The following is a 16969-nucleotide window of genomic DNA, read 5'->3' on the forward strand; positions in this document are numbered from 1 at the left end:
ACTAACTGTTGGCTCATTTTTACTGTATAATTTGCGACCCTTGATAATGTGGCCGTAGGTTATACAGCATGAATTTTAAATCTTTTAGTTTCGCACCTGAAATCATCCAGGCATTAGACGAACTCAACTATCACACTCTTACGCCCATTCAACGCGCAGCAATTCCAGCTGTTCGTAAAGGTAAAGACGTTTTAGCCAGTGCACAAACTGGTACCGGTAAAACTGCCGCGTTTGCTTTACCTGTTATCCAAAAATTAATTGAGTCAGACTTAAGTACAACCAATGCACCAACTGCTTTGGTATTAGCGCCTACACGTGAATTAGCAGAGCAAATAGCCAATAACTGTAAAGAATATGCAAAGCATACCTCATTAAAAGTAGTGAGTTTATTTGGTGGAGTGAATACCGCAGGCCAAGAAAACGCATTAAAAGCAGGCGTTGATATCGTAGTCGCAACTCCGGGTCGTTTACTCGATCACATTCGCCTAGGTAACTTAAGCTTGGCCAATGTAAAACACCTAGTACTCGATGAAGCCGACCGTATGCTTGATATGGGCTTTATCACAGATATGCAAACTGTGATTAAAAGCTGTGCTGATGACCGTCAAATTTTATTATTTTCGGCTACATTCCCTGCAGCTATTAAACAATTTGCTTCTAAGGTACTTAAGCAACCTGAAATTGTGCGTGTTGACCAAACTAACAGTACCGCATCTACTGTACAGCACGTTGTATACCCAGTGGAAGAGCGCCGCAAACAAGAACTTCTTTCTGAGCTGATTGGTAAAAAGAACTGGCAGCAAGTACTTGTGTTTGTAAATATGAAAGACACAGCGGATGAGCTAGTTAAAGAATTAAATCTCGATGGCATTCCTGCAACCGTTTGCCACGGCGATAAGTCACAAGGTAACCGACGCCGTGCTTTACGTGAATTTAAAGAAGGTAAGGTACGTGTGCTAGTGGCCACTGAAGTTGCTGCGCGTGGTATTGATATTGATGGATTACCGCGTGTAATTAATATTGACTTACCATGGCTTGCTGAAGATTACGTTCACCGTATTGGCCGAACAGGCCGTGCTGGTAATCAAGGCCAAGCAATATCGTTTGTAAGCCGTGAAGAAGAAAATACATTATTTGAAATCGAAGCATTAATCGGTCAAAAAATTAAGCGTGTTTACCTTGAAGGCTATGAAGTGAGTAACCGCGAAGTGCTTATTGATAAAATAGGTAAAAAGCCGGCTCACTTACGCCGTACTCGTTCTAATAAGTTATCAGGGCAAGCAACGGGCGAAGCTCGTGCAGTAAACCGTTCGCGTATATCCAACGTGCGTAAAAGCTTAAAAGGTGCAAAGTTGTCACTTAAAAAATAACAACTCATATAAGAATTAATAAAAACCTGAGTTTACTCAGGTTTTTTTATGGATGAAATAAAGGCTTCGTCGATTATTTGAGCATGCTGATAGGCCGCCTGTGGCTGGTTTTTATTTGCAATAATAGATAGCCCAATAGGTAGTCCACTGACTTGACCAACAGGAAGAGTAATATGAGTTGTGCCGGCAATTGCTGATAAAGAACTACTACTGCCTTTAAAGTTATCACCATTTACTAAGTCTGTTTTCCATGCAGGTGATGTTGTTGGGGCAATGACAACATCCACATTATTATTTTTGTATAAATTAGTAATTGCAGCTGTGGCCTGTGTGCGGTAACGGTGTTTAGTTTTTTGGTATTTGTCTGTTTGTGTTAAGTCGATAGCATTGGCTTGTATTAAAATATCTTGCCCAAAGTGGGGCATTTCTGCTGCTTTGTTTTGTATATTAAAATCAATCAATGCACTTAAACTTTTTACCTTCACTTGGTCAGGAGTATTTGTTAAATACTGGTTTATTTCTTTTTTAAAATCATAAAGTAACACGTAATATTCATCGACAAAAAGCGTAGCTAGATCATCAGATATATCAATATTGACTACTGTATGACCTGCCTGTTTGAGCGCTGAGAGCTGTTTTTTGTATAAACGCTGAGTCTCCACTGTAAACTTATCACTGGGCAACGCACCAATAACTAATGATGACTTTGTAATTTTAGGCAATGTTTGCAATTCAAAACTATGCGTTGAAGTATCAAGCGGATCACGTCCTTGTAAAACAGATACTACAAGGCGGGCATCTTTTAATGAGTGTGCCATTGGGCCAACACTGTCTTGACTACTAGAAAGTGGCACTACACCAGAGCGCGATACCTGGCCCATGCTTGGTTTTATAGCATAAACGCCATTTACAGAAGCGGGGCAGGTGATAGAGCCATCGGTTTCTGTTCCAAGGGCAACAGGGGCAAAGTTAAGTGCGATGGCAACCGCTGATCCAGAGCTCGAACCACAGGGATTACGAGTTGTGTCATACGCATTGTGTGTTTGCCCGCCAACTGCACTCCATCCAGACGATGAGTAAGACGATCTAAAATTTGCCCACTCACTTAAATTGGTTTTGCCTAAAATAATAGCGCCCGCATTTCTTAACTGCTTAACAACAAATGCATCGTTATTAGTTATATTATTTTTAAGAGCTAAAGAGCCAGCTGTTGTTGGTAATGATCCAGTGGTTTCTATGTTATCTTTTAAAAGTACGGGTATTCCATGAAGAGGCCCAGCCCAAAGCCCTTGAGCACTAAGTTCATCAATTTTTTTTGCTTGCGTAACAGCTGTAGGTTCAATGTTAATGACGGCATTAAATTGAGGGTTAAGCTGATTAATTCGTTTAATATAGCCTTGAGTAAGTTGTTGAGCGGTAATTTTATTATTTTTATACGCCGAGTGGATCTCATCTATTGTTTTTAACTCGTGAGCTGAAATATTAAAAGCAACGACCCAGATTAATAACCCTAATAATTTTTTTATCATAAAAAAGTACACAAATAATTTTTTGGTTACTTTTAACACAAAAAAGCCCCACAATGTGAGGCTTTACGACAATTAACTAAATAGCGCGTTTAAGCGTTTTCAAGCATTGAAAGCGCAACAGCTTCGGCAGCTTTAATGCCATCAATACCCGCTGATAATATACCGCCAGCGTAGCCTGCGCCTTCACCTGCAGGGTAGAGTCCTTTGGTGTTAATGCTCTGAAAGCTTCTATCACGTTTTATACTAATGGGTGATGACGTGCGCGTTTCAACACCCGTTAGTAATCCATCATTAGTAGAAAACCCACGTATTTGCTTATTAAAAGCAGGAATAGCCTCACGTAACGCTTCAATAGCAAACGCAGGCAATACGTTACTTAAGTCAGTTAACTTAATTCCTGGTGTGTAAGAGGGTTTAACATCGCCTAAATCAGCAGAAGATTTGCCTTTTAAAAAGTCGCCGATAAGCTGGGCTGGTGCATCATAGTTTTCGCCGCCTAGCTTGTAAGCTTGCTCCTCTAATTTGCGCTGCAGCTCAATACCCGCTAAAGGATGGCCTGGGAAATCTTTTTCAGGTGAAATACCCACAACAATAGCACTATTTGCATTGCGCTCACTGCGTGAATATTGGCTCATACCATTGGTAACAACTCGGCCTTCTTCAGATGTTGCCGCAACGACAGTGCCACCAGGGCACATGCAAAAGCTATATACAGTGCGTCCGTTATTACAATGATGCACGAGCTTGTAGTCGGCAGAGCCTAAAATTGGGTTGCCAGCATTTGGTCCAAAGCGACACTCGTCAATCATTGATTGCTTGTGTTCTATTCTAAAGCCAACTGAAAAGGGCTTGGCTTCTACATAAATGCCTTTATCGTGAATCATTTTAAAGGTATCGCGTGCGCTGTGCCCAACGGCAAGAACAACGTGTCGTGTTTCAAGGTGTTCACCGTTAGAAAGGGTTAAGCCTGTTACTTGACCGTCATCTAAGTGAATATCATCTACACGGGTGCTAAAGCGAATTTCACCACCTAGCTCTATAATACGAGCGCGCATTTTTTCAATCATTGTCACAAGTTTAAACGTACCAATGTGAGGCTTACTTACATACAAAATTTCTTCAGGTGCGCCTGCTTCAACAAATTCGGTAATAACTTTACGGCCATAATGCTTAGGGTCTTTTACTTGGCTATATAATTTACCATCTGAGAATGTACCCGCACCGCCTTCACCAAACTGCACATTTGATTCGGTGTTTAGTGCTTTTTTACGCCAAAAGCCAAAGGTGTCTTTGGTACGCTCTCGTACTTCTTTTCCACGCTCAACAATAATTGGATTAAACCCCATTTGTGCAAGCACTAAGCCTGCAAATAAACCACAGGGGCCAAAACCTATAACAACGGGGCGCTCTGTGATGTTTTTATTTGCTTGAGCTACAAATTTATAGGATGTGTCGGGCGCTGTTTTAACATGTTGATCTTTTGCAAATGTGGCTAAAAGCTCAGTTTTGTTATCAACTTCTATATCAAGGGTGTAAATGAGTAATATGGCTTTTTTTTTGCGCGCGTCGTAGCCACGTTTAAATACGTTATAACTGTGTAATTGTTCTGGTTGTATTTTTAGTTTGTTGATAATGGCTTGGCCAATAGCATTTTCATCATGATCAAGTGGCAATTTTATTTCAGTTAAACGTATCATTAATATCTCTATTTGGTGTCTTAGCGGTTGTATATCCGCTCACAATAAGAAAGTGTAGGGCACGAATTGGCTTTACATTAAGGGCGCATATACTACGTTAAATTGGCTAATTATGGCAGTTATTTATTGTATTTTTGAGGTGAAAGAGTATGATCGCGAACTATTAAATTAGCTTTATGGTTCAAAAAATTTATGGCGTTTGTAGTTACTGAAAATTGCATAAAATGTAAGTACACCGATTGCGTATCAGTGTGTCCTGCTGATGCATTTTTTGAAGGCCCTAATTTTTTAGCAATTAGCCCAATTGATTGTATTGATTGTGGGTTATGTGTACCGGAATGCCCAGCTGAAGCAATTTATCAAGAAGATGAGCTACCCGACTCTCAAAAAGAGTTCACGGAACTTAATGCAGAGCTTGCCTTAATTTGGCCACGCATTACCCAAGTCAAATCTGCCCCAGATGATGCTGACACATGGAATGGAGTTGAGAATAAGCTAAAGCTACTCGACACCTAACAGTGCAATTAAAATAATCCTTTATTATTAATTAGTTAATATTTAGCGAAATTTTGTTTGCAAGGTATTAACAAATGTACCTGCTTAAATTACACTCCGGCTTAGAAATTACTCATATTGGGTAAAGTTGTTCTAAATGGATGTTTATGCAGTACTTTATAACTATAAAAAAACCACTCACGCTTTTACTTTTATCCTTTTTTCTCCTATTTAATAGCTTCTGTGTATTTGCAGAAAAAGAGCAGGTATCGCTAGCACGAATCAATCAAAATATCAGTGTTGATGGCGTACTTGATGAAGCGCATTGGAAAAAAGCGACCTATGTTCCTTTACTCGTTCAAGATGAGCCTAATGAAAGAGGCACGCCTCCGGTAAAAACCGATGCCTACATGTACGAAGATGGCACAAATTTGTATGTTGGTTTTATTGCTTACGATCCGGAGCCAGATCAAATACGTGCTTCACTTCGTGACCGAGATACCCTTTGGCAAGACGACACTGCCATACTTGTAATAGATACTTTTAATGATGAGCGCTCAGGCTATGAGTTTTTTGTTAACCCGTTAGGTGCACAAGGCGATTTACGCATGAGCGATACCGATGGTTGGCAGTCTGATCCGTCGTGGAATGCAATTTGGGATAGTGCCGGAAAAATTACCGATGAAGGTTATGTAGTTGAAATGCGTATTCCTTTTAAAGCATTGCGTTTTCCAGAAGATAAAAAAGACTTAACGTGGGGTTTTTTGTTAATGAGAAACTACCCACGGGACGTGCTCTATCAAATATCTAACATGGGGTTCGACCGCGATGTCAAATGTAGCCTTTGCCAGTTTGATAAGTTAACGGGCTTAAGTAAAATTGAATCAAGTAAAAATGTACAACTTACCCCAACGCTTACAGCGCTTCGTCACGATGATAAAGCGCAACTCCCCGGTGACTGGGAGAACGGTAACATAGATACTGAAGCCGGTTTAGATTTACGCTGGGGAATAACAAAAGACGCGGTATTAAATGCGACTATTAATCCTGATTTTTCGCAGGTAGAGACTGATTCTCTAGAGCTTGATGTAAATACCACGTACTCAATTTATTATGCAGAAAAAAGACCTTTCTTTTTAGATGGTGCCTCATATTTTAAAAGTAGCTTATTTGAGCTTTTATACACCCGAACCATTGCAGAGCCAACTTTAGGCGCTAAGTTAACCGGTAAAACGGATGGGCATAGCTATGCACTTATGTTAGCTGATGATGAAAACAGTAATATTCTACTTCCTTCAAATCAAGGCTCTGGTTTTGCTTCATTAAATGAAAAAACACAGGCAGCAGTCGGCCGTTATCAATATGACTTAGGTGATCAAGGAACGTTGGGCGTTTCAAGTACACACCGACAAAGCGATAATTATCGTAATACGGTACTATCAGTTGATGGCAGTTATTGGTTTAATCAGTCAGATACATTGCTTTATCAGGTTTCGTCAGCTGATACACGAAATTCTGACTTTTTGGTTGATAACTATGGACTATCCAAAACGCAATCTGATCAGGCATACGCAATTGAGTTAACGCGTGACAAGCGAGACTATAAACTTTACACATCTTATGAAAATATTGGTGAGGATTATCGCACCGATTTAGGATACCAAGCAAAAGTTGATTATGAAAAAGTGCTAATTGGTGGCGGTCAAACGTGGTATCGAGATGAGTTAGATTTAATTACTTCATGGTCTTATGAAGCTGATTGGGATAAAACCTGGTCGCAAAGTGGTGACTTGCTTGAGGAAGAATACGAAGGCTTTTTAAGTTTTAAGGGGCAAAAGCAGTCTTTATTTAATATTGGTTTTATCCATCGTAAAGAAAGTTATTACGATGAATTTTACAATCAGAATATAGGTTATCTTTACACTTCGCTTAAACCGACAAAAGACTTGAACTTATCGTTTTACTTAGAATATGCAAGCCGTATTGACTATACAAATTTAGAGCTTGGCGATGTAATTAATACACAAACGCAAGCAGTTTGGGATATAAACGATCATTGGCAAGTGGATATAAGACACAGTTATAGTAAGTTAGATAACCCACGAGATGACCGCGTTTACACAGCTAATTTAGTCGACTTTAGACTGCATTATAAATTTAATATGCGATCAATGTTAAAGCTGATTTTACAGGTTGAAGATATAGACAGAAACAAAGACGCTTATTTTTATCAAGTAAGCCAGACAAACAAAGACTATGGCAGCCAACTTGTTTATTCGTATAAGATTAACGCACAAACGCTATTTTACCTAGGTTACTCAGATAGAGGGTATCAGGATGACACACTAGAAAATATTGAGCGCGACCAACGCACCTTTTTTACAAAAGTAAGTTACGCATGGCAGCTTTAAAAGCATAGATAGATTTAAGCTCACAAGCAAAATATACACATAAGCTGTTTGTGAGCAATCTATCAAATACATGGTGAGTCTGCGGATACTTTGCGCTAAAAATAATTGCCTTAACGAATAATCAATAACTTAGCTATATTAAAATGAACAAAAAATAGCATACAAGTCATTAATAATTGCTTACAAACAAAAATAGGGGATATAATGAGCATTTAGTTATTAAGGATTAGTATTGTTAGGGAATTTTTCATGAACAAATTAAAGCATGTTGGATTAATTTCCTTAGTCACTTTGTTATTTTGCTTTTACCTAAATGCTGAATTAACGAGCCAAATAAGCCGTACCAATCTGTTTCAGTCTAATTTTAGTGTTAAAAAATTTGATATAAGCAGCACCAGTTTAGATATTGCCCCTTGGTATAACCCTGTTTTAAGCGGTCATTATACAATTGACAGTGCTTCTCAAACATTACTTCTTGTTAAAACAACGGATCAACATTTTATTGCGGCTGATTCAAACGCACTCATCTTGATGGTGTTAACGTCGCCTAAAAACATTATTATTTTCTTCTCTTGTATACTTTTGCTTGCTGTCTACATAAAAAAACAAAGCAGGAAACAAAATCACAAACATAAGCTAAGCCAACTTAATCAGCAGGCTAATAAACTTTTAGAGTCGTTTAACTTAGATATTGAACCTGCTCAAAACCCTAATGGTATTAGTAATTTAAGCAAATCTATCACGACCTTAAATATGCATGTAGTGAATTATGTGAAACAAACACAAACAAGTATATGCCAAGATAAATTAACACAACTCATCGATAGACATGCCTACATTGAGCATATTGGTAGGCACATAAATCAAACCGGTCAAAAAGAACTTACTTGTGCATTATTGTTTATAGATTTAGATGGGTTTAAGCAAGTAAATGATTCATTCGGTCATAGTTTTGGCGACGAAATACTGGTGCAAGTTGCCACGCGATTAGCTAATGTGTTGCGTCACCATAAGTTGAGTAATATCAATTCTGCAAACCAGTTAGAACAAAATTTATCGCGTTTAGGCGGTGATGAATTCTCTATATTTATTGAATCGTTGGACGAAAGTGACAAAGTAGTCGACATAGCCAAGCAAGTACTTAGTGAGCTTGAAAAAGACTTTGTGCTTGGCAATAAGATTGTAAAAATTAGCGCAAGCATTGGTATTGCTACTTATCCAGAAAGCGCATCTACACCACAAGCACTATTACAACTAGCTGATGTAGCAATGTATCGTGCTAAAAGTGATGGTAAAGGTATTTTTAAAGTTTATTCTCCAGAAATGGGTAATAAAATGCGTCGCTATCATTACTTACTTGAAGAGCTTCGTTTAGCCATTGCATGCAAAGACTTTTATTTGTCTTTTCAGCCAATTGTGCACGTAGAAGATTGCATGATTGACTATTTTGAAGCGCTCACTCGATGGAATCACCCCGTTGAAGGTATGATCTCTCCCGCTGAATTTATTCCTATTGCTGAAGAATCAAATTTAATATTAGAGTTAGGTGATTGGATTATGCTTGAGTCATGCAGACAAATGGCTGCTTGGCACAATGCGGGTATGCGTAAAGTAAAAATATCAGTGAATATTTCCGGTATTCAGTTAAAACATCGTGATATATACGATTGGATCACAAAAATCCTCAAAAGTACTGGGTTACCGGCAACGTCTTTAATGCTTGAAGTAACAGAGTCTACCTTTATTCAAGCAAGCTCTAGAATCATTGATGAGTTGAGCAAGCTAAGAGAAGACGGTGTAACTATTGCTATAGACGATTTTGGTACCGGGTTTAGCTCTTTAAGTACGCTAGCAGATTTACCCATCGATGTTATAAAAATAGATCGCTCGTTTATTACACAAGCTAACAAAAGCAAAAAATATAACGATATACTCAATACAATTAGTGAGCTTGGGCAAAGATTGGGGCTTAAAATTGTCGCAGAAGGCGTTGAAGAAATCGCCCAGTTTGAGCTTGTGAAAAAATTAGGTGTGAGCTCAGTTCAAGGTTATTTAGTCAGTCGACCTGAGTCGTCAATTAATGTAGGAAATAAAGTGTTACGTAATAATAACGCTAATTTATCTGCATCTGGCTCTAGCGCCTGGGAAATTTCTAAATAAATGTGTTGCTAGGGCGTTTAATGGACAATTTTTTAATTAAGGCATAGCTTTAGTTAAACTAATAATAAAAACGAATGTAAAGGCTTAGATAATATGCATCGAAGCTCCCTAATCAAAGAAAACCTTAATGATACCGTTAGATTGCTTTACGAGAACGCTTATTCAGGTTTACTCGTCTCTTTATTTGCCAGCGCATGTATTGCTTTTAGTTTTAATAAAGGCGGATTGTTAAGCTATAACGACAAGCTAGTTTGGTGGCTTATTATGCTGCTTGCTTTGGGGATCCGTTTTTTAGATATTCGTCTATTTTTAAAAACAAACAAAACGGCTACCCAATTAGACCTACTAAAGTTTTCAACAGGGGTTATTATAACTGCCATTATATGGTGCAGTTATGCCTTGTATTTTCACACTTCTTTTGCCCCCCTAGAAGCCACAAGTATCATAATTATATTATCCGCTCTTGGTGGTGGCTCTGCCAATGTTTTGTCAGCACATAAGCTGACCTGTTTTGCTTATGCTTTTATTCTGTTATTTCCCTACGCTTTAGTGCTAATAATGTCTGAAGACTATTACGAAAATGTACTCGGCTTTTTGGGTATTGGCTATGGCTCAATTACCTTGTTAACTCTAAATAAAGCATCTGCATTTACACAACAGGCAATACATTTAAAAAATCAAAACAGCGATTTGTTAGAAAGAATGGAGCTAAGAGTTGATGCGCGTACTAAAGAAATAATGCATTTATCAAACTCTGATTCGCTAACTCAATTATTAAATCGAAATGCATTTTTAAATGATGCAAAAAAGAGAATTAAGCATTATCCAGACCCACCTTTTGCGCTATTTTTTATAGACCTAGATGGGTTTAAGAATATAAATGACGTGATGGGTCACAAGGTAGGCGATAATGTTTTAAGAAGAACAGCGAAACGTATTTCTGACGTGTGTGCTCATAATCAGCAAAAGTGCCGCTGGGGTGGCGATGAGTTTTAATTTTAAGTGATTTTGTATGCAAAGAAAATACATACGATTTTGCTAAAGAAATTATTGATGCAATTACGCAGGATCATCCAGAAACAGAGCACGGTGCACGGGTAGGGGCAACCATAGGTATTGCACTTTACCCAGAGCATGGTAGAGATCTGGATGCCTTAATTTTAAATGCCGATATGGCAATGTATCATCAAAAGAGAATGAATCGTGGGCAAATAAGTTTTTTTAGCGAGTCGCTTCGTTCAGAATTAGAAAGAAAGCGCCTACTTAGCGAAGAGCTTTTAACAGCGCTCATCAACAATTGTTTTTCGTTAGTATACCAGCCCATTATTGACTCTAAAACACATGATATTTATGCGATTGAGGCGCTTATACGTTGGCAATTGAAAGGAGAAAACATTCCTCCTGACGAGTTTATACCTATTGCTGAGCAGTATGGGTTAATTTCAAAAATAGGTTTTTGGGTACTCGAAACGGCATGCCAACAAGCACTTACTTTTCAAAAATTAACTCCAGATTTATCAGTCAGTATTAATGTATCTGTAATGCAGCTTAAAGAGATAGAGTTTGCCAGTAAGGTTAAAAGCATTTTGGCGGATTTAAATTTTCCTGCTCATAAGCTTCATTTAGAAGTAACTGAATCTGTATTTGCAAACGATAAGCATACATTTTTGTATGTGGTTAAATCATTACAAGAGTTGGGTGTTAGAATTTCAATAGATGATTTTGGAACCGGTTACTCTTCTTTATCAAGTATGCTTGATGTTGGTGTAGATATTGTAAAAGTAGATAAAAGTTTTGTTCAAGATGAGGATGAAAGAGGCTTAAGCATTGTTAACGCAGTAGTGCAAATGGCAAGTTCGCTTAATTTTAATGTTATTGCTGAAGGGGTTGAAACACCTTTGCAGTGCAAAAAGCTTACTCAACTTGGCGTAACGCATTTGCAAGGGTATTACTTTTCAAGACCGCTGACCTCAAGCGCATTAATTGAATATTTAAACAATAAAAAAGCCTCATAAAGAGGCTTTTTTCAGTTTAACGAACCTGGGTTGTGGTTCGCTAAATTTATGTACAGAGTTAAAATTAATTAATCTTTATAAATCAAATGTTCTTGAAATTGCTAGCACGATGCGCTCATCGGCGTAATCGTAGTCAAGGCTAGTATTTTCAGCTGCTACTTCAATACCAAAACCTTCGTAACTTGTTTGATAAGCAAGACGGTAGTGATTATACGATTTCTTTTGGTTTACATCCCAAGCCCATTTTTCACCGTCAAGTGAATTAGAGATATCAAAACTTGCACGTATTGCATGATTTGGTGCAAGTTCATAAGTATGAGCAATCATTGAAACTACATGGCCCGCACTTGTACCAAAATAATCCCAGCTGTACCAAAAGTTAAGCTCTGTTTGGCCGTAGTCACTTGTGTAACCAAATTTAGTGTAAACCTCTGGGTAATTTCCATCACTGTTATTACCTTGGTATGTGTAGTATGCAATACCGTAGTCAACGCTAAACTTGTCGTTTAATTGTACATAGCGACCAACATAGCCATCTAGTTCAAAATCAGTATCGTCACCAAAGTCAACGTTTGATGCCCATACACCGGCATACACGCCATTATCAAAAGCATAATCTAAACTTGCTTGTAATGCAGGATCGTTATCTGTTTGGCTTACACCATTAAAAGTGTAATCTGATGCTGCTGTAATAGTTGTTGACCAGTCTGCAGCTGCCGTTGTTGATAAAAGTGCTAGTGGCAATGCTACTGCAAGTTGTTTTAGTTTGTGGTTCATTATAAATCCCTAACTTTGTGTCTCAATTTTAGTGTAGTCAATCTTGTTTGCTTTTGGTGAGCTATCAATACTATTAACGGTTTTAAATTTGCTATAGCCAATGAAGCCAGCACATAGGAAAAACAAGGCAATCACCAATGCGCCTACCCACTGTATTTGTAAAAACTCTAGCTTGAACAATAATGTTAATAATGAAAGAGCAAGTATGTTTCCAATCATATACTTCGCTTTACCAAAGCGTTTTACAGTGATGTTTAAATTATCTGTGTATAAACGCACTAACGAATCAAGTGAATTAATTACAAACACAATACCTACAAATACCATCGCAAAGTTTTTAATGCCTTGCGTTGGAATGCCCGCTTCATGATAGTGGTAAAGTACGCTGAACCAAATTGCGATTGGTATTGAAGGGAAAATCAACATAGCGCCAAGTACTTGGTAAGTTTTTAACCCGCCAACAAAACGAGAAGTAAACTGTCCAATCATAATACTCCAAGCAAACCACCAAAATAGGTAAAACTCATGGTAATCGTTAAGCGGTAAAACAAATTCATTTATGTTGGCAAAGTATGTGCCGATAGAGGCTAAGTTATCTGTGAATGCTGACATTTGACTGTCACCCAACACAAAGGCACCTGCCCACATAAACCCAATTAGTGCTATGAATAACCAAGTTGTAGAAATACTTAAAAATCGTACGTACTTAATATCTGTACTTGAATATACCGCAAAAAAAATTGCTGCAAATACAATTAAGTAAAACTCAGAAACGACACTTGAACCATCACCAATTTCAGGTAAATACCATGGAAGGTTTGAAAGTAAAAGGTATGCGGTAAAAGCACATGTACCAATAATTACTACATTATTGATAAATTTAACCCATGGAATTTCGAAAAATTTAACTTTAGGTTCTATTACCAGAAATAAAAACACGTAAGAAAGTAAAATCCCCAGATCAAAAATCCCCAGTAACCAAACTCAATGGCCAGTGGATTTGCAAACGCGTATTCTGGGCTTGCTTTTATGTCTGCATAACCTGCAAACTCAGTTAAAGGAAACATTATAAGGCCAACATCTAGGCCTGATGTAAATAATATTGCTATAAACGTAAAGGTGCGAACTGGTGTTACGCCAACAACGCGAACATTACCCCATTTTAATAAAATGATTGTAATTGCAAGTAGGGTAAAAATAATACCAGCATTAAGCCAAATGGTCATTGCTACCCTCCAATAGTGAGTTATTCATAAGCACTCCGTTTTTTATTGTTCAATCTTGCATTATTACAACATAACCAATTTATGTTGTTCGCCACTGCAAGGCTCATAGGGTTAGTCTGACGAGGCTAACCCTATAAGTAGCTGATTAAATTTTTGCTGCACGCTGTGTTTCTTGCCAATTTTGAGTCATAGCAACATGAGCATTTGCTTTTTGTAATGCCACATTTCCTAAAATGATGTCTGCCGCTTTTTCTGCAACCATAATCGTAGGCGCATTAAGGTTTCCGTTAGGAACCGTTGGAAATATTGACGAATCAACCACACGTAAGCCTTCAATACCATGTACTTGGGTATTTGAATTAACTACGGCCATGTTGTCTTCACCCATTTTGCATGAGCAAGAAGGGTGGTAAGCACTCTCTACGGCTTGGCGTACAAAGGCATCTATTTCTTCATCTGTTTGAATATGTTTACCTGGTTGAATTTCTTCATCACGGTAATCATCAAAGGCACTTTGCTCAATAATGTCGCGAGTTAAACGCACACAGGCTCTAAAGCCTTCAATGTCGTCTTTGTGCTGTAAGTAATTAAACAAAATTTGTGGCGGTTGCTCAGGGTTAGCTGATTGAATAGTAACGCTGCCACGGCTTTTTGGTTTGTTATGACCTACGTGAACTTGAAAACCATGACCTGCAAATGCACTACGCCCATCGTATCGCATAGCGGCTGGTAAAAAGTGATACTGAATATCAGGCCATTCAACTCCAGGCTTTGAGCGGATAAATGCACATGACTCAAAGTGGTTAGTAGCGCCTAAACCTTTTCGAGTAAGTAACCATTTAGCGCCAATTAAGCCCTTGGAAATAAGACCCAATTTGCCGTTTAGTGTAATTGGCTGCTTACATTTATATTGAAAGTAAAATTCAAGATGATCTTGTAAGTTTTGACCCACACCCGGTAAGTGGTGACTAACTTCAACGCCTGCTTTTTCAAGGATGTCTTTATCGCCAATGCCAGATAGCTGTAATATATGCGGAGAGCCAATAGGGCCAGCACTTAAAACAACCTCTTTTGCTGCATGTGCTGTTTGAACATTACCGTTTACCTTGTACTCAATGCCTGTGGCTTTTTTACCGTCTAGAATAACTTTTTGAGCAAGTGCGCCAGTAATGACTGTTAAATTACTACGTGATTTTACAGGGTCTAAATATTCACGAGAAGCCGAGCTGCGTTCACCGTTTTTAACGGTCATGTGCATTGGGCCAAAGCCTTCTTGCTGTGACGCGTTATAATCGTCTGTACTAGCGTATCCGGCTTCTACACCTGCTTTTATAAACGTGGTGTACAACGGGTTTTGCATTTCGTTACCGTTATTAACGCCAAGTGGGCCTTTGCCACCTCGATATGCGTTTTCACCAAGGTAAAAGCTTTCCGCTTTTTGAAAATACGGTAAACACGATTGGTAGTCCCAACCATTAGCACCGTGCTGTTGCCACTCATCAAAATCTTTTGCGTGGCCGCGTACGTACACCATGCCATTAATCGATGACGAGCCACCGAGTACCTTACCGCGAGGGCAATGCATTTCACGGTTATCTAAGTACGGCTCTGGCTGAGTATGAAATTGCCAAGCATACTTGTCAGTATTCATAGGAATAGACAACGCCGTTGGCATTTTAATAAAAATACTTTTATCACTGCCACCGGTTTCTAGTAGTAACACTTTGTTGCTTGAATCTTCAGATAATCGGTTAGCTAAAACACAACCCGCAGATCCCGCACCAACAATAATATAGTCGTAATGATTACTCATAAAAGGGCGCCTTAAAATGGGCTTTCTATGTCGGCCATACCAACATAAATAGACTTAGTTTGCGTGTAATGATCAAGTGTTTCGATCCCGTTTTCACGGCCAATACCAGATTGCTTATAACCACCAACAGGCATTTCAGCAGGTGAGTTACCATAGGCATTAATCCAACAAATACCGGCTTCTAATTGATGAATTACGCGGTGTGCGCGTTTAATATCACTAGTAAACACGCCTGCAGCTAGGCCTAGGTGAGTACCATTAGCCCGTGCAATTACATCGTCTTCGTCTTCAAAAACGAGTACGCTCATTACTGGGCCGAATATTTCTTCTTTAACGATAGTCATTTCATCGTTGCAATCAATAAACACGGTAGGTGCAACAAAGTAGCCATTAGGCGCAGATTCAGGTGAAAGCGTTGAACCACCGGTAAGCAGTGTTGCGCCTTCTTCAATCCCTTTATTGATATAACTCATCACTAAGTCTTGATGCTTTTTAGAGATGAGCGCACCAAAGTTAGTGTTTAAACCTTGCGGGTCGCCCGCAATAATATTTTTCTCTGTTCGCGTTTTAAGCTCATCAATAAATTGCTGATATATATTTTTATGAACGTAAATGCGTGTACAGTTAGTGCAAATTTCGCCTTGGGTATAAAAGTTACCTAGCATGGCAGCGCTTACTGCTTGCTCTATATTTGCATCATCAAACACAACAAGCGGCGACTTACCGCCAAGCTCCATGGTTACGTCTTTTAATGTACCTGAAGCACTTGCGACTACCTTTTTACCTGTGCCTACTTCGCCAGTGAACGACACTTTGTCAATCTCACTATGTGCAGTTAACCATTGGCCTACTTCACCCGCACCTTGTACTACATTAAATACGCCAGCAGGTACGCCCGCTTCTACAAAAATTTCGGCAAGTTTAATAGCGCCTAGTGGCGTTTCTTCAGATGGTTTAAATATAAATGCGTTGCCAGCAGCAAGGGCTGGGCCTGATTTCCAACATGCTATTTGTAGCGGGTAGTTCCACGCACCAATGCCGGCACAAATCCCTAATGGCTCTTTACGTGTATAGTAAAAGTCTTCGCCTACCATTTGTTGTTGGCCTACTTGCGCAGGGGCTAGGCCTGCAAAGTATTCAATTACATCGGCGCCGGTTTCTATATCAACACAGTTTGCTTCTTGCATTGGCTTACCGGTATCAAGCACTTCTATTAGGGCAAGCTCATCGTTACGTTCGCGAAGTATTGCCACAGCGTTTAATAAAATACGGCTGCGTTCAATAGGGGCCATTTTTGACCACTGTGCAAAACCTTGCTTTGCACTTTCAATGGCTGCGTTTTGAACAAATTCATCGGCAACTTCAACACTGTAAATAACTTCACCTGTTGCAGGGTTAGTTACATCAAAAGTTTCACCGCTTTGGTTAGCAAGAAAATGGCCATTAATAAAATTTTGATAGACTGGTGTGCTCACG

11 protein-coding genes and 2 pseudogenes are annotated in these 16969 nt (G+C 38.9%); 7 read left to right on the top strand and 6 right to left on the bottom strand.

Annotated elements, in window-relative coordinates; translation table 11 throughout:
- The first annotated feature begins 68 nt into the window (after positions 1 to 68).
- A complete protein-coding gene (locus tag R0J88_RS14720; RefSeq protein ID WP_006791752.1) occupies positions 69 to 1370 on the top strand; it encodes a DEAD/DEAH box helicase in 1302 nt (433 codons plus the stop codon).
- Between the two features lie 32 nt (positions 1371 to 1402).
- Here the strand turns inward: R0J88_RS14720 and R0J88_RS14725 are convergent, their stop codons facing one another.
- Positions 1403 to 2899 (bottom strand): amidase family protein, encoded by a 1497-nt coding sequence (locus tag R0J88_RS14725; RefSeq protein ID WP_410900269.1) that lies wholly within the window; start codon positions 2897 to 2899, stop codon positions 1403 to 1405.
- Positions 2900 to 2988: 89 nt separating this feature from the next.
- Entirely contained in the window at positions 2989 to 4596 is a 1608-nt protein-coding gene (locus R0J88_RS14730; RefSeq protein ID WP_410900270.1) for an NAD(P)/FAD-dependent oxidoreductase, read from the bottom strand.
- A gap of 192 nt (positions 4597 to 4788) precedes the next feature.
- Here R0J88_RS14730 and fdxA point away from each other — a divergent pair, with 192 nt between their 5' ends.
- The 6 genes and pseudogenes from fdxA to R0J88_RS14760 all read left to right on the top strand — a co-directional run bounded on the left by fdxA (position 4789) and on the right by R0J88_RS14760 (position 11677).
- The gene (gene fdxA / locus R0J88_RS14735; RefSeq protein ID WP_006791755.1) at positions 4789 to 5112 is read left to right on the top strand and encodes a ferredoxin FdxA; all 324 of its coding nucleotides are present in this window, start codon (positions 4789 to 4791) and stop codon (positions 5110 to 5112) included.
- A 146-nt stretch (positions 5113 to 5258) separates the two neighbouring features.
- Entirely contained in the window at positions 5259 to 7502 is a 2244-nt protein-coding gene (locus R0J88_RS14740) for a DUF5916 domain-containing protein (protein ID WP_410900271.1), read from the top strand.
- 249 nt (positions 7503 to 7751) lie between these two features.
- The gene (locus R0J88_RS14745; RefSeq protein WP_248518918.1) at positions 7752 to 9662 is read left to right on the top strand and encodes a putative bifunctional diguanylate cyclase/phosphodiesterase; all 1911 of its coding nucleotides are present in this window, start codon (positions 7752 to 7754) and stop codon (positions 9660 to 9662) included.
- 93 nt (positions 9663 to 9755) lie between these two features.
- Positions 9756 to 10658, top strand: coding sequence for a diguanylate cyclase domain-containing protein (locus R0J88_RS14750; RefSeq protein WP_410900272.1), 903 nt, complete (start codon positions 9756 to 9758; stop codon positions 10656 to 10658).
- Positions 10659 to 10720: 62 nt separating this feature from the next.
- Positions 10721 to 10810, top strand: a pseudogene (locus tag R0J88_RS14755) (hypothetical protein); the annotation flags it as partial.
- 30 nt (positions 10811 to 10840) lie between these two features.
- Positions 10841 to 11677 (top strand): putative bifunctional diguanylate cyclase/phosphodiesterase, encoded by an 837-nt coding sequence (locus tag R0J88_RS14760; RefSeq protein WP_410900273.1) that lies wholly within the window; start codon positions 10841 to 10843, stop codon positions 11675 to 11677.
- A gap of 75 nt (positions 11678 to 11752) precedes the next feature.
- Here R0J88_RS14760 and R0J88_RS14765 read toward each other — a convergent pair whose 3' ends face one another.
- The 4 genes and pseudogenes from R0J88_RS14765 to betB all read right to left on the bottom strand — a co-directional run bounded on the left by R0J88_RS14765 (position 11753) and on the right by betB (position 16968).
- Positions 11753 to 12454 carry a TorF family putative porin gene (locus R0J88_RS14765; RefSeq protein ID WP_410900274.1) on the bottom strand — a complete coding sequence of 234 codons (702 nt, stop codon included), beginning with the start codon at positions 12452 to 12454 and terminating at the stop codon, positions 11753 to 11755.
- Between the two features lie 9 nt (positions 12455 to 12463).
- Positions 12464 to 13680: pseudogene (locus R0J88_RS14770) on the bottom strand (BCCT family transporter).
- A gap of 145 nt (positions 13681 to 13825) precedes the next feature.
- The gene (gene betA, locus R0J88_RS14775; RefSeq protein ID WP_410900275.1) at positions 13826 to 15493 is read right to left on the bottom strand and encodes a choline dehydrogenase; all 1668 of its coding nucleotides are present in this window, start codon (positions 15491 to 15493) and stop codon (positions 13826 to 13828) included.
- Positions 15494 to 15504: 11 nt separating this feature from the next.
- A complete protein-coding gene (betB, locus tag R0J88_RS14780; protein WP_410900276.1) occupies positions 15505 to 16968 on the bottom strand; it encodes a betaine-aldehyde dehydrogenase in 1464 nt (487 codons plus the stop codon).
- Between the last annotated feature and the right edge of the window lies 1 nt (position 16969).

The sequence above is a fragment of the Pseudoalteromonas sp. SIMBA_162 genome, from assembly GCF_046535955.1.
Lineage (GTDB): Bacteria > Pseudomonadota > Gammaproteobacteria > Enterobacterales > Alteromonadaceae > Pseudoalteromonas > Pseudoalteromonas marina.